General features: G+C 73.2%; 14 protein-coding genes. 11 read left to right on the top strand and 3 right to left on the bottom strand.

Features of this window, described 5'->3' with window-relative positions:
* Nucleotides 1-264 precede the first annotated feature (264 nt).
* The 4 genes from ACGFT2_RS30750 (at nt 265) to ACGFT2_RS30735 (ending at nt 5646) form a co-directional block, all read left to right on the top strand.
* Complete coding sequence (locus ACGFT2_RS30750) at nt 265-888, top strand: GntR family transcriptional regulator (RefSeq protein ID WP_393284544.1); 624 nt, start codon at nt 265-267, stop codon at nt 886-888.
* 259 nt (nt 889-1147) lie between these two features.
* On the top strand, nt 1148-3859 hold the full coding sequence (aceE, locus tag ACGFT2_RS30745) for a pyruvate dehydrogenase (acetyl-transferring), homodimeric type (RefSeq protein WP_393284541.1): 2712 nt from the start codon (nt 1148-1150) through the stop codon (nt 3857-3859).
* A gap of 225 nt (nt 3860-4084) precedes the next feature.
* Nucleotides 4085-5071, top strand: coding sequence for a helix-turn-helix transcriptional regulator (locus ACGFT2_RS30740; RefSeq protein ID WP_393284537.1), 987 nt, complete (start codon nt 4085-4087; stop codon nt 5069-5071).
* Nucleotides 5072-5127: 56 nt separating this feature from the next.
* Nucleotides 5128-5646, top strand: a complete 519-nt coding sequence (locus ACGFT2_RS30735; RefSeq protein WP_393284651.1) for a DUF4240 domain-containing protein — start codon at nt 5128-5130, stop codon at nt 5644-5646.
* 323 nt (nt 5647-5969) lie between these two features.
* On the opposite strand, the gene ACGFT2_RS30730 is transcribed toward ACGFT2_RS30735, so the two are convergent.
* Nucleotides 5970-6794: a peptidoglycan recognition protein gene (locus ACGFT2_RS30730; RefSeq protein WP_393284535.1), complete on the bottom strand. Its 825-nt coding sequence runs from the start codon at nt 6792-6794 to the stop codon at nt 5970-5972.
* A gap of 197 nt (nt 6795-6991) precedes the next feature.
* Between ACGFT2_RS30730 and ACGFT2_RS30725 the strand changes: the two genes are divergently transcribed.
* Entirely contained in the window at nt 6992-8176 is a 1185-nt protein-coding gene (locus ACGFT2_RS30725; RefSeq protein WP_393284532.1) for a MarP family serine protease, read from the top strand.
* Between the two features lie 93 nt (nt 8177-8269).
* On the opposite strand, the gene ACGFT2_RS30720 is transcribed toward ACGFT2_RS30725, so the two are convergent.
* Nucleotides 8270-8758 (bottom strand): GNAT family N-acetyltransferase, encoded by a 489-nt coding sequence (locus ACGFT2_RS30720; RefSeq protein WP_393284530.1) that lies wholly within the window; start codon nt 8756-8758, stop codon nt 8270-8272.
* A 115-nt stretch (nt 8759-8873) separates the two neighbouring features.
* On the opposite strand from ACGFT2_RS30720, the gene ACGFT2_RS30715 reads away from it, so the two are divergent.
* The gene (locus ACGFT2_RS30715; protein ID WP_393284528.1) at nt 8874-9767 is read left to right on the top strand and encodes a TIGR01777 family oxidoreductase; all 894 of its coding nucleotides are present in this window, start codon (nt 8874-8876) and stop codon (nt 9765-9767) included.
* A 183-nt stretch (nt 9768-9950) separates the two neighbouring features.
* The gene (locus ACGFT2_RS30710) at nt 9951-11315 is read left to right on the top strand and encodes an NAD(P)/FAD-dependent oxidoreductase (protein ID WP_393284526.1); all 1365 of its coding nucleotides are present in this window, start codon (nt 9951-9953) and stop codon (nt 11313-11315) included.
* A gap of 302 nt (nt 11316-11617) precedes the next feature.
* Here ACGFT2_RS30710 and ACGFT2_RS30705 read toward each other — a convergent pair whose 3' ends face one another.
* Nucleotides 11618-13075, bottom strand: a complete 1458-nt coding sequence (locus ACGFT2_RS30705) for a regulator (RefSeq protein ID WP_393284523.1) — start codon at nt 13073-13075, stop codon at nt 11618-11620.
* A 240-nt stretch (nt 13076-13315) separates the two neighbouring features.
* Here ACGFT2_RS30705 and lipB point away from each other — a divergent pair, with 240 nt between their 5' ends.
* The 4 genes from lipB (at nt 13316) to ACGFT2_RS30685 (ending at nt 16373) form a co-directional block, all read left to right on the top strand.
* A complete protein-coding gene (gene lipB / locus ACGFT2_RS30700) occupies nt 13316-14113 on the top strand; it encodes a lipoyl(octanoyl) transferase LipB (protein WP_393284521.1) in 798 nt (265 codons plus the stop codon).
* A 117-nt stretch (nt 14114-14230) separates the two neighbouring features.
* A complete protein-coding gene (lipA, locus tag ACGFT2_RS30695) occupies nt 14231-15196 on the top strand; it encodes a lipoyl synthase (RefSeq protein WP_393284519.1) in 966 nt (321 codons plus the stop codon).
* Between the two features lie 229 nt (nt 15197-15425).
* Nucleotides 15426-15623, top strand: coding sequence for a hypothetical protein (locus tag ACGFT2_RS30690; protein WP_393284516.1), 198 nt, complete (start codon nt 15426-15428; stop codon nt 15621-15623).
* A gap of 60 nt (nt 15624-15683) precedes the next feature.
* Entirely contained in the window at nt 15684-16373 is a 690-nt protein-coding gene (locus ACGFT2_RS30685; protein ID WP_393284513.1) for a DUF4191 domain-containing protein, read from the top strand.
* Nucleotides 16374-16474 lie beyond the last annotated feature (101 nt).

The raw sequence follows: 16474 nt of genomic DNA, 5'->3' as shown, positions 1-16474 counted from the left end.
CGAGCGGAGCCCCCGCCCGGAGACCCTCTCCGGACGGGGGCTCCGCTCGTTCGTCCCCAACGGCCCCGCAGGACAACGGCGTTGTGACCGCGTTCAGGAGCGGCGGGCCGGCGGAGCGGGCATACCGGCGCAACCGGGCGGGCAGTGCTCTGTAACCGGCGTCACCTGTGGCGAGAGCAACCGTGCCCCATCTGTGCGGGGCCGCGGCCGTATTGTCTAAGGGTCCCGCCGACCCGCCGGGTCCGCACTGCCGAGGAGCCCCCCATGACCGCGCCCGTCGTCCACTCGCTGCGCGAACAGATCCGCGAGCACATCGTGGAGGGGATCGTCAGCGGGCGCTGGCAGCCGGGTGAGCGGATCGTGGAGCGCCGGATCGCCACCGAGCTGGAGGTCAGCCAGACGCCGGTCCGTGAGGCGCTGCGCGAGCTGGAGTCGCTGCGGCTGATCGAGTCCGCGCCGAACAAGGGCGTGCGCGTGCGGAACCTGACCGCGGCCGACCTGGAGGAGAGCTACCCCGTCCGGGCCGGCCTGGAGGCCATCGCGGCGGAGCTGGCGGCGGAGCGCCTCGCGACGGACTGCTCGGCGCTGGAACCGCATGTGCTGGCCCTGTACGAGGCCGACCGCGACGCCGACGGCACGGGCCAGGTCCGCCACACGGTCGGCTTCCACCGCGAGCTGGTCCGCGCGGCGGACAACTCGGTGCTGCTGCACACCTGGGAGGGCCTGGGCATCGAGGTCTTCACGGCCCTGTCCATCCGGTGGCTCGGGACGGTCCAGCAGTCGTACGCCGAGGAGCACGAGGAGCTGGTGCAGGCGTTCAAGCGCCGGGACCCGCGGATCGCGGAGCTGGTGAAGGCGCACGTCCTGGGCTGCGCGCCGCGCGCCTGACGCACGCGAGCACACCCCCGCTCACCTGCAAAAACCTCGGTTCATCACGGCACCGCGTGCCCGTTTCAAAGGCACCCGGTGCCTACTTTCTCGTAATCGAGAGGTTTTGGCCCTCAACCCTTTGATCGATCATCGATCAGGGAGTTACAGTCACCGACGGACTTCCACCGAAGTCCTCTGCCCTGTCCTGCCAAAGACCTAGGGCACCCCCGAACCCTTACCGATGAGGGAACCCCCTTCGACTGAGGAAGGCGGCGACATGACCGACCCCAACGCCATCCAGCCGAGCGCGCTCGACCAGCTCCCGGACCGCGACCCGGAGGAGACCGCCGAATGGCGGGCCTCCCTCGACGCCGTCGCACGGGAGGCCGGGCCGCACCGCGCCGCGTACCTGATGCGGCGCACGCTGGAGCGCGCCGAGGCGGGCGGCATCGCGCTGCCGAAGCTCCTCGAGACGGACTACGTCAACACCATCCCCACCTCCGCCGAGCCGGGCCTGCCCGGCGACCCGGAGATGGAAGCCCGGATCACCGCCTGGAACCGCTGGAACGCGGCCGCCATGGTGACCCGCGGCGCGAAGCACGGCGTCGGCGGCCACATCGCCACCTTCGCCTCCGCGGCCTGGCTGTACGAGACCGGCTTCAACCACTTCTTCAAGGGCAAGGAATCCCAGGAGGCCGCCGGTTCCGGCGACCAGCTGTACATCCAGGGCCACGCCTCCCCCGGTATCTACGCCCGCGCCTTCCTCGACGGCCGGCTGAACGAGGCGCACCTCGACAACTTCCGCCAGGAGGCGGGCGGCAACGGCCTCCCGTCGTACCCGCACCCGCGCCGGCTGCCCTGGCTGTGGGAGTTCCCGACGGTGTCCATGGGCCTCGGCCCGCTGTCGGCGATCTACCAGGCGCGGTTCAACCGCTACCTGACCAACCGCAGCATCAAGGACGTCTCCGCCTCCCACGTCTGGGCCTTCCTGGGCGACGGCGAGATGGACGAGCCGGAGTCGACGGCGGCCCTCGCGCTCGCCGCCCGTGAGGAGCTGGACAACCTCACCTTCGTCATCAACTGCAACCTGCAGCGCCTGGACGGCCCGGTCCGCGCCAACTTCAAGATCGTGCAGGAGCTGGAGGCCCAGTTCCGCGGCGCCGGCTGGAACGTCGTCAAGACGCTCTGGGGCACCGCCTGGGACGAGCTGTTCGCCCTCGACACCACCGGCGCACTGGTACGCCGGCTGCGCCAGGTACCGGACGCGCAGATCCAGACGTACCAGACCCGCGACGCCGCCTACATCCGCCAGGACTTCTTCGGCGCCGACCCGGCGCTCGCGGAGATGGCGAAGCTGCTGAGCGACGACAAGATCTTCGAGTGCTTCCACCTCTCGCGCGGCGGTCACGAGGCCCGCAAGGTCTACGCCGCGTACAAGGCCGCCGTCGAGCACAAGGGCGCGCCGACCGTGATCCTGGCCCAGACGGTCAAGGGCCACACCCTCGGCGACGGCTTCGCGTCGAAGAACGCCAACCACCAGATGAAGAAGCTCTCGGTGGACGAGTTCAAGGCGATGCGCGACCTGCTGGAGCTGCCGATCAAGGACAGCGACTTCACCGACGGCCAGGTCCCCTACGGCCACCCCGGCGCCGACTCCCCCGAGGTCCGCTACCTCCAGGAGCGCCGCGCGGCCCTCGGCGGCCCGGCCCCGGCCCGCCGCACGCACGCGCTGGCCCCGCTGCCGGCCCCCGCCGAGAAGGCCTTCACCTCCTTCGACAAGGGCTCCGGCTCGCAGAACGTGGCCACCACCATGGCCTTCGTCCGCCTGGTCAAGGACCTGGTCCGCGACAAGGAGACGGGCAAGCGCTGGGTGCCGATCGTCCCCGACGAGGCACGCACCTTCGGCATGGAGTCGCTCTTCCCGTCGCTCGGGATCTACTCCCCCAAGGGCCAGACGTACGAGCCGGTCGACCGCGACCAGCTGATGTACTACAAGGAGGCCGAGAACGGCCAGATCCTGAACGAGGGGATCACCGAGGCCGGTTCGATGGCCGACTTCATCGCCGCGTCCACCGCGTACGCGACGCACGGCGAGGCGATGATCCCGTTCTACATCTTCTACTCGATGTTCGGCTGGCAGCGCACGGCCGACCAGATGTGGCAGCTCGGCGACCAGCTCGGCCGCGGCTTCCTCGTCGGCGCCACGGCGGGCCGTACCACGCTGACGGGCGAGGGCCTGCAGCACGCCGACGGCCACTCCCCGGTCATCGCCGCGACCAACCCGGCGGCGCTGACCTATGACCCCGCGTTCGCCTACGAGGTCGCGGTCGTCGTCCGGGAGGGTCTGCGCCGGATGTACGGCGAGGCCAAGCCGGGCGAGGACCAGAACGTCTTCTACTACCTCACGGTCTACAACGAGCCGCTGCCGCAGCCGGCCAAGCCGCAGGGCCTGGGCATCGACGAGGGCATCGTCAAGGGCCTGTACCGCTTCAACACGGCTGAGTCCGCGGGCGTGACCGCACCGGCCGACGCCCCGCGCGTCCAGCTGCTGGGCTCCGGTACGGCGATCCACTGGACCCTCCAGGCGCAGCGGCTGCTCGCCGAGGAGTGGGGCGTGGCCGCCGACGTGTGGTCCGCGACCTCCTGGTCCGAGCTGCGCCGGGACGCGCTGGAGGCCGACGCGGCGCTGCTGCGCGGCGAGGAGCGGGTGCCGTACGTGCGTCAGGCGCTGCAGGGCGCCGAGGGCCCGGTGCTGGCCGTCTCGGACTACATGCGCCAGGTCCCGGACCAGATCGCGCAGTGGGTCGAGCAGGACTGGTCCTCGCTGGGCGCCGACGGCTTCGGTCTGTCGGACACCCGCGAGGCCGCCCGGCGCCACTTCGGCGTCGACGCCGAGTCGATCGTCGTCGCGGCCCTGGCCCAGCTGGCCAGGCGCGGCGAGGTCCAGGCGACGGCGGTGAAGGAGGCCCGGGAGAAGTACGGGCTGTAGTCCGCCGGCGCGGGTGGTGACGGGCGGTTCGGTACCGCCGGTCACCACCGCCGTGGCGAGACGCCGTCGCGGCGGACCGGGGTGCACGCACTCCGGTCCGCCGCCTCCGTCTTTCCCGCCGCGCCTGACCTCCCGCCGCGACGGCGCCCAGCCCCACGGCGGTGACCTGCGGCGCCGAAACCTGCGCGGCCCCCGCTGTCGGTGGCCCCCGGCATCATGAGGGGCATGCGCGCTGCTCGTCTCATCAAGATGGTCCTCCTGCTGCAGTCCCGGCCCGCCATGACCGCCGCCGAGCTGGCGCGGGAGCTGGAGGTGTCGGAGCGGACCGTCACCCGCGACGCGCAGGCGCTGTCGGAGGCGGGTGTGCCGGTGTACGCCGATCGCGGCCGGGCCGGGGGGTACCGGCTGATCGGCGGTTACCGGACGCGGCTGACCGGGCTGGCCCGCGGCGAGGCCGAGGCGCTGTTCCTCAGCGGGGTGCCGGCGGCGCTGAGACAGATGGGCCTCGAGGACGCCGCCTCGGCGGCCCGGCTGAAGGTGTCGGCGGCGCTGCTGCCCTCGCTGCGGGACGCCCCGGACAGCGCCGCGCAGCGGTTCCATCTGGACGCGCCCGCCTGGTTCCGGGAGCCGGAGACGCCCGCGCCGCTGCCTGCGCTGGCCAGGGCGGTGTGGGCGGACAGCCCGGTCCTCGCCCGCTACCGGCGCGGGGACGGCGAGGTGGAGCGGCGCCTGGAGCCGTACGGGCTCGTGCTGAAGGCGGGCGTCTGGTACCTGTGCGCGCGGGTGGCACCGAGCGGGGTCTTCCGGACGTACCGGATCGACCGGTTCACCGCCGTGGAGCCGCTGGGCGAGCGGTTCGACCGCGATCCGGACTTCGGCCTGCCCGGCTTCTGGGCGGGCCAGGCCGAGCGGTTCGCGCGCTCGATCCTGCGCGCCGAGGTCGTCGTACGGCTGTCCCCGCAGGGCGTGCGCAGGCTGCCGCACGCCGTCGATCCGCTGTCCGCGCGCGAGGCGCTCGGTGCGGTGGGCGAGCCGGACGCCGAGGGCTGGGTGACGGTGACCTTGCCGGTGGAGTCGGAGGAGGTCGCGCACGGCCAGCTGACCGCGCTCGGCCCGGAGGCCGAGGTGCTGGCGCCGGCGAGCCTGCGGGGCCGGTTCGCCGCGGACGCGGCCCGCGCGGCGGCCCTGTACGGGGGCGCCGGGCCCGGGTAACGATCCGTGGTACTCCGCGTGCGGCCCACCGGCTCAGGCCCGATGCTGGTGGCGTGATGGACGAGACGGAGTTCTGGGAGCTGATCGACGCCACCCGCGCGGTGGCCGAGGGCGACCCCGAGGAGCAGGCGGACGCGCTCGTGGAGCGGCTGCTCCGGCTGGACCCCGAGCTGGTCGTGGACTTCGCCCGTCACTTCGAGGCCCGCTACAACCGCGCCTACCGCTGGGATCTGTGGGGCGCCGCCTGGGTGCTGCTGGACGGCTGCAGCGACGACGCGTTCGACTTCTTCCGGTGCTGGCTGATCGGCCAGGGCCGGGAGGTCTTCGAGGGCGCCCTGCACGATCCGGACTCGCTGGCCGGTCTGCTGGAGGACTTCGACGAGGAGATCGACGGCGACGGCGAGGAGCTGGGCTACGCGGCGGACGAGGCCTACGAGCAGCTGACCGGCTCCGTCGCACCCGATCTCGGTATCTCCCCGGCGCCCGCCGAGCCGGCGGGCCGGCCGGTGGACTTCGAGAACGAAGAGACGCTCGCCCAGCTGTATCCCCGGCTGTGGGAGCGCTTCAAGGAGTGACACCCGCCGCGGGAGCGGCCGGCGTGTCCTCCCCGTCGACGCCGGCGCCCGTCCCACCCCTGGCGGCGTGACCGCTGTCGGCTTCCGGTGCCGCCTGCTGCCGGCTCGTCGTCCGACATGGCACTACCGGGACGGGAACAACCGGCCGGACCGCCGGAGCCGCATTCTCGTCACCATGATGTGTGCGCCGGGTCAGCCCGGGATGGCTACCTCATCGAGGTCGGCCGGTCCACGGGCCTGCTCAAGGGGCTCACGCTGGCCCACGACGAAGAGCCGGCCCGGCGTCGGCACCTGCGAGCCCCCCGTCCGGGCACAGAGCGAGGCTAGGGGGTCACCGTGGGCGTCCGGCCCTGCAGCCGGGCCGCCGTCGCCCGGATCTCCGGGAGGCGGGCGGTGAGGGCGGCGCCGGGGCAACTCGTCATGAAGCCGTCCTTGTGGGCCGCCAGGGCGGGCATGGTGGTGGGGGTGCCCGTCTTGTAACGGCTGCGGCCGTTGCTGGAGACCAGCAGGACCCGGCTCTGCGGATCGACGCCGGCGAGCCCGAGCTTCCAGGCGGCCACGGCGGCGATGGCGTCGGTCATGGCCCGCGGCACCGGCACACCGGCGGTGAAGGTGCCGATGGCGGCGATACCGGCCGTGCGGTGGTTGAAGCCCTGGCTGTGGGCGCCGGTGACCGGCCGGTCGACGCCTCCGGCGCGGCCCTCGTAGACGGTGCCGCAGCGGTCGACCAGGAAGTTGTAGCCGATGTCGTCCCAGCTGCGGTCGCCCGTCTGGCCGGCGTACAGGTGCCGGATGACGCGGGGCGCGTCGGCGCAGTCGTAGTCGTTGGGCGAGTCGGTGTGGTGGAGGAAGACGGCGACGACCCGGTCGTCGTAGCGCGGGGGCGGCTGGGAGCGCGCGGTGGCACGGTCCAGCCAGGCCGTGCGCGGCACGATCGGGGGCCGCGTGGCACGGTGGGCGGCCGGTGGCCGGACCGGTGCGGGGCGTTCCCGGCTCTCGGTGGCGAAGTGCTCGATGCCGTGGGCGCACAGGGCCAGCGCGAGGACGGCCAGCATGCCCGGCAGCCAGCCGAGCGGCACCCGGCGCAGGCGGCCGGATGTCAGGGGGCCGCGCCGCAGGGCCTCCCGCGTTCTTCGGACGACACGCATGGTGCCACTCTCGGTGCCTTCGCCCGTGCCCGCGATGTGCGCTATGCCACCTGGTGGAACCATCGTCCCGGTCCGGGACGTTTCCGGGGGTACACGCATACGTGGCCGGTTCGCCGTCCGGTGGCCGCGCGGGTGCGCGTGACTGATCAGCGGACCCGCCCCGTCCGTACTGAGGGGTCCGAGAGAAAGGCGGCTCCGTGGACCTGCTCGACCTGGTGCTTGTGCTGGTGATCCTTCTCTACGCGGTGCCGGGTTACCGGCGCGGGCTGGTTGCCGGATGCGTGTCCCTGGCCGGGTTCGTCGGCGGTGCCGTCGTCGGCGTGTGGCTGCTGCCGTGGGTGACCGGCCTGGCGGAGCGCGCCTCGGCGCAGGCGACGGTGCTGGCCGTGCTGACGGTGCTGGTGCCGGCGGTGGTGGGGCACGAGCTGGCGGGCCGGCTGGCGCTGCGGCTGCGGGGCGAGCTGGACCGGGGTCCGCTGCGGGTGGCGGACGGGGTGGGGGGCGCCGCGGCCAACTCGGTCGCGGTGCTGATCGTGGCCTGGGTGGCGGCGAGCGTGCTGGGCGCGGCCCCGTCGCAGACCCTGACGACGGCGATACGGAACTCGACGCTGCTGGGCGCGGTGCAGGAGGCGATGCCGCAGACCACGCCGGCTTGGTTCTCGCGGGCCACGTCCGCGCTGACGGAGGCGGGCTTCCCGCAGGTCTTCAACCCGTTCGAGAACGAGTCGACGGCCCGGGTGCCGCGGCCCACCGGTGACAGCGTCACCCCGGCCGCCGCGAGCGCCGCCAAGCTGAGCACGGTGAAGATCGAGGGCGTCGCGGGCGCCGAGGGCCGGGAGGGCAGCGGCTTCGTCTTCTCCGCCCGGCATGTGATGACCAACGCGCACGTGGTGGCGGGCATCGACCGTCCGGGCGTGCGGGTGGGCGGGATCGGTCCGTCGTACGAGGCCCGGGTGGTGCTCTTCGACCCCGCCCGGGACGTGGCCGTGCTGTACGTGCCGGACCTGGCCGCCCCGCGCCTGCGCTTCGACACCGCGGCCGTGCGCGGGGACTCGGCGGTGGTGGCGGGCTACCCGCAGGACGGCAGCCTGAACCTGCAGGCGGCGACGGTGGCGAACCGGGTGCAGGCGACCGGCCGGGACATCTACAACGACCGCGCGGTCACCCGGGAGATCTACTCGATCCGGTCCTCGGTGCGGCCGGGCAACTCCGGAGGCCCGCTGCTGACCACGGACGGCAGGGTGTTCGGGGTGGTCTTCGCCCGTTCCACCGCGGACACCGAGACGGGTTACGTGCTGACGGCGGCGGAGGTGGCGGCCGACGCCCGGCTGGCGGCCACGGCGACGGCACCGGTGGACACGGGCGAACTGGTCGACTCCTAGGGTTTGTCCGGCAATGCGCGTCGCCGCCCGAAGGGCCGCCGCGCGGCGGCGGGCCGGACGGCGCCGCCGACGGCAGGGGCCGTGGGCCGGATGTCACAGGCGGCGGCCCATGAGGACGTCGTCGACGTACTCGCCGTCCAGCCGGAACTCGCCGGGCAGCACGCCCTCGACGGCGAAGCCCTCGGACGCGTAGAGGGTGCGGGCCGGGGTGTTGTGCCCGAGCACGCGCAGGGTGAGACGCCGCGCGCCGCGTCTGCGCGCCTCCTCGACGGCGGCCCGGATCAGCGCCCGCCCGACGCCCCGCCCGCGTGCCTGCTCGGCGACGGCGAAGCCCTGGATCGCGAGGACGTGCGCGTTCGCGGCGAGGGGTGTCGGGTGGGTGAGCCGGATGTAGCCGACGACGCGCCCGTCGAGTTCGGCGACGAGATGGTCGTGCGGCCGGTGGCGCTCGTCGAAGAAGGGGGCGTACGGCGGCTCGGGCGCGGGCGTGACCGCGTGCAGGGTGGACCAGGTGGCCCGGTCGAGGGCGGACAGTTCCCCGTCGTCGCCGAGGCGGGCGACGCGTATGTTCGGCTCCGGCATGGCGATCACCCTACGGCGGCCGCCCGGGGCACCCCACCGGGGCCCGGACCGGCCACGCCGGCCGTGCCGATCGCGCCGGTCGTGCCGGGGGCCGGGGAGCGTCATGCTGGGGGCCATGGAACGTTCGCGAATCGCGGTGACCGGCGCGTCCGGTCTGATCGGCAGCGCCCTCGTGCGGTCCCTGACCGCGGACGGGCACGAGGTGGTGCGTCTGGTGCGCGGGACGCCCCGGGGCCCCGACGAGGTCCGCTGGGACCCGGCCCGGCAGTACGTGGACGCGGCCGGGCTCATCGGCTGCGACGTGGTGGTCAACCTGGCCGGGGCCGGGGTGGGCGACCGGCGCTGGTCCGAGGAGTACAAGCGGCTGATCCGGGACAGCAGGGTGCTGGGCACCACCACCCTGGCGGAGGCGGCGGCCGCGCTGCCCCGGCCGCCGCGGGTGTTCCTGAACGGCAGCGCGATCGGCTTCTACGGCGAGACCGGCGACCGGGTGGTGGACGAGAGCGCCCCGCCCGGCGACGGTTTCCTGCCCCGGCTGTGCGTGGAGTGGGAGGAGGCGGCGGCGCCCGTCGAGGAGGCGGGCGTGCGGACGGTCTTCCTGCGCACGGGGCTGGTCGTGGCGCGCGGCGGCGGGGCCTGGGGACGGCTGTTCCCGCTGTTCCGGGCGGGGCTCGGGGGCCGCCTGGGCGACGGGCGGCAGTACTGGTCGTACATCGCGCTGCACGACGAGGTGGCGGCGATCCGGCACCTCATCGACGGCGAGGCGTTGTCGGGGCCGTTCAATCTGACGGCGCCCCAGCCGCTGACGAACCGTGAGATCACCGAGGCGATGGCGCGGGTGCTGCACCGGCCGGCGCTGTTCCCGGTGCCCGCGCCGGTACTGCGGACGGCGCTGGGCGAGATGGCCGGGGATGTGCTGGGCAGCCAGCGGGTGGTGCCGAAGCGGCTGACGGAGTCGGGGTTCCGGTTCGCCTTCCCCGGTATCGACGAGGCGATCCGTGCGGCCTGACATAACGGCAGGGATGTCCTGCGACCTCTTGTGACCGAATGCGACCTCCATGCGACCGTGCTCTGTCGATGCGCGACTGCTCCTGACCGATTGCCGCCCTACCCTCGATCCGAACTCGGGTATTGCTCAAGCCAGTTGGGGGCATGACGTCTCCACCGGCAGCGCAACCACAGGAGGGGCCTCGTGCTTGAGCCCGCGTACCAGGTGGACGTCGTCATCGTGGGAGCCGGCATCGCCGGACTCTCGGCGGCTCATCGGCTGACCAGCGCAGGAGTCACGACCGCGGTCCTGGAGGCCGCCCCTTACGTCGGCGGCCGCATGTCGACGGAGAAGGTCGACGGCTTCCGGCTCGACCGCATCGGACAACTGCTGTCCACGTCCTATCCCGAACTCCGGCTGACGCCGGGGCTGGACTCCCTTGCCCTGCGCCGGTTCGCGCCGGGCGTGCTGCTGCACCGCGACGGACGCATCCAGCGCGCGGGCCTGCCGGCGCTCGGAGGGAGCACAAGGGGCGCACTGCATGCGGTGCGCGCCTTGGCGAGCGCCCCCAGGGGGCCGGCCACCACACCCGGCCGGGGCGGCGCACCGGTCGGCGGTGCGGTCGACCAGGCCCGGCTGGGCGCCGCGCTCGGCCGGATCGCCACGGTCCCGGTCGAGCGTCTGCTGGCCCGGCCCGAACTGCCCGCCGCGCAGGCCCTGGCCCGGCGTGGGGTGCCGGCCCGCACCATCGACGGCTTTCTGCGCCCGCTGCTCGCAGCGCTGCTGTGCGACCCGGACCTGACCACGTCCAGCCGGTGTGCCGACCTGGCGCTGCGCGCCTTCGCCGGCGGGCGGCTCGGTGTGCCGGAGGGTGGCGCGGAGATGCCGCCGGAGCTGCTGGCGCGGACGCTGCCGGTGGGCACCGTGCACACCGGGGTGCGGGTCACCTCCGTCTCCACGACCTCGGTGACCACCGCCGAGCACGGGGAGGTCCGGTGCCGGGCGGTGCTGCTGGCGACCGACGCGCGCGCGGCGGCCGGCCTGCTGCCGGGGCTCAGGGTGCCGGACTTCCATCCGGTGACCGTGGTGCACCACACCACCGACGACCCGGCGGCGGCCTTCTCGACCGGCACCTCGCTGCTGCTGGACGCCGACCGGGGCGGTCCGGTGGCGCACACCGCCGTGCTCAGCAACGTGGATCCGAGCCGGGCACCGGGCGGCCGGGTGCTGGTCTCCTCGACGGTGCTGGGCACTCCGCCCGAGGGCGTCGACACCGCCGTCCGCATCCATCTCTCCCGGCTCTACGGCACCTCGACGCGCCGGTGGGAGACGCTGGCCGTGCACCACACTCCGGAAGCGGTTCCGGCGATGCGCCCGCCGCACGACCTGCGCCGGCCGGTACGGCTGCTGGCGGGCCTGTACGTCTGCGGCGACCACCGGGACACCAGCACCGTCCAGGGCGCCCTGCACTCGGCCCACCGGGCCGCTGCGGCGATCCTGGCCGACCTGGGCGCGACCGGCTCGATCCACACCGCCGACCCGGCCCCGAGGCTGCCACGTGCGGCCTAGACCGAGCCGGGCGGGGCGGCGCCGGCACCGCCGGCCACCACCGTCGCGAGGAGCGAGCCGAGCGGCGTCGCGGCGGGAAGAGATCACCGGTGACCAGGCTCCGCCGGACATCCGTCTGCGCCGCGACGGCGTTCGGCCACGACGAACGTAACCGGCGGTGCCGGACCCGCCCGGCACCACGACCGCGCACAGCGGCGCCGGGCCGTGCTCACCCGCCGGCCACCACCGTCGCGGCCGAGCGGCCTCCGGTGGAGATCGGTCACCGGTGATCGATCTCCGCCGCCGCGCGTCTCGGAGCGCGCTCAGCCCAGGGCCGCGACCTTCTCGCGGTAGCCCCGCGCGGGGGCCGCGTCGCGGTACGGCTCCAGGCGGCGTTCGAAGTCCTTCACGTACTCGATCGCGCGTGCGCTGCGCATCTCCGCGGCCTGGCCGGCGGCCTCCGCGGCGAGCGCGCAGGCCTGGTCGAGTTCGCCGAGGCCGAGGCGGGCGGTGGCGAGGACGACCCGGCAGAAGAGCCTGCTGCGGGCGTAGGAGGCGGCGCGCAGCTGCAGGGAGCGCTCGGCGTGCTGCGCGGCGGCCCGGAACTGCTGCAGGTCCCGGTGGCAGTGCCCCAGCTCGTCGGCGAGCTGGGCCTCGTCGAAGAACCTGGCCCAGTACGGCACCTCGTCCCCGGGCCGGGCCGCCTCCAGTCCACGCTCGGCCCGGACCAGCGCCGCGGTGCAGGCCCGCACCTCGCCGAGGACGCCGTGCGCCCGCGCCTCGGACGCGTGCAGCAGCGCCTGGACGACCGGCGGCGCACTGGTGCCGACCCCCTGCTGGGCGACCCGGGCCAGCTGCACGGCCTCCCGGCCGTGACCCAGGTAGACCGCCTGGCGGCTCATGGTGACCAGCACGTAGGAGCCGTAGGCCCGGTCACCGGCCGCCTGGGCGAGCCGCAGGGCCTGGACGAAGTAGCGCTGGGCGAGTCCGTGTGCCGCGATGTCGTACGACGTCCAGCCCGCGAGGCGGGTCAGGTCGGCGGCGGCGGCGAACAGCCGGCGGCCGGTCTGCTCGTCGTAGCCGCCGCGCAGCATCGGTTCGCACTCGTGCTCCAGATAGCGCACCAGCGCCTGGCGGGCGTGACCGCCGCCGAACCGGTCGTCGAGCGTGCGGAACAGCTCGCCGACCGAGCGCAGCGCGGCGATGTCGCCGCCGGTGACCTTGTGCCCGGGGGCGCGCTCGGCGTGCCCGCGGATCCGCGGCGGTCCGGCCGGCCGGACCCGGCCCGCACCCGGCCGGGCCTGCGGAGGCACCCGGGGGACCGCTTCCCGGGCCACCCTGTCGTCCGCCTTGCCGATCAGCCAGTCCCGGCTGGGCACGACGAGCCCCGCCGGGGTGAAGGCGATCCTGCGCAGCTCGGCGTGGCTGCCGGAGTCCTTGCGCCACAGCCCGCTGACGATGTCGACGGCCTCCTCCGGGGTGCCCGCGAACTCCAGGCCGGCGTACACCGGCGCACAGGCGTCCAGGCCGAGGTCCTGGGCGGTGAGCCGGCGTCCGAGGCGGCGGGTGAAGACCTCGGCGATCAGCGCCGGGGTCGTACCGCGCGGCTGCTGTCCGCGCAGCCAGCGGGTGACCGAGGTCTTGTCGTATCTGAGATCCAGCCCGTGCTCCAGACCGAGCTGGTCGACGCGTCGGGCCAGACCTGCGTTGGAGAACCCCGCTTCTGCGATGAGCGCGGCGAGCTGGCGGTTGGGGGTGCGCTGCGCGGGTCGGTCCGTCATCTGCGGTGCGGTCTCCTGCCTTCCGGGCCTCTGAAGTGCCCGGATTGCCTTTGAGCAGCCCTTATGGCCTCACGAACGGCGCGAATGTAGCGGAGAGTGAGCAGGCGATCACACGCTTTGACGTGTATTCATCCGATCGTGTGAGGAACGCCCGCACGGCTGACGTAGGCCGGACGGACGTACAGTGACGTGGGCGCGTTACGTGCCTGACACACCGGTTCGCTGAGGGAGGCGCTTGCCGTGAGTGAGTTGCGGTTCGTCCGAATGGGGTTCGGCGCGGATGCCGTCGACTACCAGGAGGCCTGGGACGAGCAGCGCCGGGTGCACGCGGCCCGGTTCGCCGACGAGGTCCCGGACACCGTCATCCTCCTGGAGCACCCCCCGGTGTACACGGCCGGCCGGCGCACCGAGGAGAGCGAGCGCCCGCTGGACGGCACCCCGGTCATCGACGTGGACCGCGGCGGCAAGATCACCTGGCACGGCCCGGGCCAGCTGGTGGGCTACCCGATCCAGAAGCTGCCGCGGCCGGTGGACGTGGTCGCGCACGTACGGCGGCTGGAGGAGGCGATCATCCGCGTCTGCGCCGAGTTCGGCCTGGAGACCACCCGGGTCGAGGGCCGCAGCGGGGTGTGGGTCCTCGGCGATCCGGTGGAGCAGCGGCTGGCCCTCGGGGGACTGTCGCTGGACTTCGATCCGCGGCTGGCCGACGAGGAGTTCGACCCCCGCCTCAACGGCCCGGAGTACGCCCCCTCCAACGCGGGCCAGCGGCGCGAGGACCGCAAGATCGCGGCCATCGGCATCCGGGTCGCCAAGGGCGTCACGATGCACGGCTTCGCGCTCAACGTGAACCCGGACAACAAGTGGTTCGACCGGATCATCCCGTGCGGGATCAGGGACGCCGGGGTCGCCTCCCTGGCGGGCGAGCTGGGCCGGGACGTCACGATCGACGAGGTGCTGCCGGTGATCGAGAAGCACCTGGCGGACGTCCTGGAGAACGCGGACCTCAGGCCCCGCGTGATCGAGAAGGCCACCGCCTGACCCGAAGGCCGCCGGGAATGCGCCCTGCATCCGCGAGGTTGGTCTCCCCGGCAGGGCGCAATGAGCACGGGCGTACCCTGGTGTACGCCGAAGAATCGAAGTCACAGGGAGCCGGTCGTGTCCGCAGTCGCACCCGACGGACGCAAGATGCTGCGCCTGGAGGTCCGCAACAGCCAGACCCCCATCGAGCGCAAGCCCGAGTGGATCAAGACCCGGGCGAAAATGGGCCCCGAGTACACGAAGATGCAGAACCTCGTGAAGAGCGAGGGGCTGCACACGGTCTGCCAGGAAGCCGGCTGCCCGAACATCTACGAGTGCTGGGAGGATCGCGAGGCGACCTTCCTGATCGGCGGCGACCAGTGCACCCGGCGCTGCGACTTCTGCCAGATCGACACCGGCAGGCCCGAGGCGCTGGACCGGGACGAGCCGCGCCGCGTGGGTGAGTCCGTGGTCACCATGGACCTGAACTACGCCACCATCACCGGCGTCGCCCGCGACGACCTGGAGGACGGCGGAGCCTGGCTGTACGCCGAGACCGTGCGCCAGATCCACGCCCAGACGGCGGAGCGGGAGGGCGGCCGCACCAAGGTGGAGCTGCTGGCTCCCGACTTCAACGCGGTCCCCGAGCAGCTCGCCGAGGTCTTCTCCGCCCGCCCGGAGGTCTTCGCGCACAACGTCGAGACGGTCCCCCGGATCTTCAAGCGGATCCGCCCCGGGTTCCGCTACGAGCGCTCCCTGAAGGTCATCACCGAGGCCCGCGACTTCGGCCTGGTCACCAAGTCCAACCTGATCCTCGGCATGGGCGAGACCCGCGAGGAGGTCGGCGAGGCGCTGCGGCAGCTGCACGACGCGGGCTGCGAGCTGGTCACCATCACCCAGTACCTGCGCCCCTCCGTGCGGCACCACCCGGTGGAGCGCTGGGTGAAGCCGCACGAGTTCGTGGAGCTGAAGGAGGAGGCCGAGCAGATCGGCTTCTCCGGCGTGATGTCCGGGCCGCTGGTGCGCTCCTCCTACCGCGCCGGGCGGCTCTACCGGATGGCCGTCGAGAAGCGTGGCACCTACATCGCCGTCCAGGCGGTGTGAGCCAACCGTGTGAATTCGCGCACAAGTAACTACTGGCCAGTAATGGCCGATACGACGCGGTCCCGACCGTCCTCGCTGCTGAGGGCACCGTCGGGGCCGCGTCGGCGTTCGCGAACCCCGCATCGAGGTTTCACCGGCGTTTGACCGGTGGGACACGCCCTGGTAACACCAATCAGTGACTCTGGTATCACACCCCGTACACCACCCGCCCCGAAGGGGGACCTCGATCATGCAGGCCGCGCCCGTTCGCGCCACCGCCATCCCGTCCTTCACCGACGCGCTCCGCGCCGTCGAGTCCCTGCTCATGAGCGGCGGTCAGCGCACCGCCCGCCGCAACGCCTGGACCTCCGTCCTGGAGGACCGCGCCCGGGCCAAGGACCGGGTCGAGGCGCAGCGTGTCCTGGAGCAGGCCGCCACCCGCTCCTGACGCCCTTCCCGCCGGGCACCGCCGTCGTCGGCGCTCCCGGAGCCACGTAGACTTCGTGGCATGGCGAGGAAGGAACCCGCGGCGGACGCCGCGAACGCAGGGCGGCTGAAGCAGATCGCCCTCACGTACAAGATGACCCGCAAGGCCGACAAGAAGATCGGCCTCGTGCTCGCGGCCGTCGGCATCGGCACCTTCGGTGTCCTCCTCGCGGTCGGCTTCTTGATCGGCCACCCGTTCTATCTGGGCGTCTTCGGCGTGCTGATCGCCCTGCTGGCGTCGGCCATCGTGTTCGGCCGGCGGGCCGAGCGGGCCGCCTTCGGCCAGATGGAGGGCCAGCCGGGGGCCGCGGCCGCCGTGCTGGACAACGTCGGCCGGGGCTGGACGACCACTCCGGCCGTGGCGATGAACCGCAACCAGGACGTGGTGCACCGGGCGGTCGGGAAGGCCGGCATCGTGCTGGTCGCCGAGGGCAACCCGAACCGGGTGAAGAGCCTGCTGGCCGCCGAGAAGAAGAAGATGAACCGCATCGTCGCGGACGTGCCGGTGCACGACCTGATCGTCGGCGAGGGCGAGGGCCAGGTCGGGCTGAAGAAGCTGCGCACGACCATGCTGAAGCTCCCGCGGGTGCTGACCGGCCCCCAGGTGACGGCCACCAACGACCGACTGCGCGCCCTGGGCGACCTGATGAGCAACATGCCGCTGCCCAAGGGCCCCATGCCGAAGGGCATGCGGATGCCGAAGGGCCGCTGACGCGACGGCGCCGTCCGGCAGGACTTCCCGGCCCCCGCGCGGTGTGGACGACCACACCGCGCGGGGGCCGTCGTGTTACCCCCCTGTCCGGATGACACGCC

The organism is Streptomyces sp. NPDC048514 (assembly GCF_043199955.1).
Classification (GTDB): Bacteria; Actinomycetota; Actinomycetes; order Streptomycetales; family Streptomycetaceae; genus Streptomyces.
The sequence above is the reverse complement of the archived record's forward strand: the minus strand, read 5'-3'. Positions and strand labels throughout refer to the sequence as shown.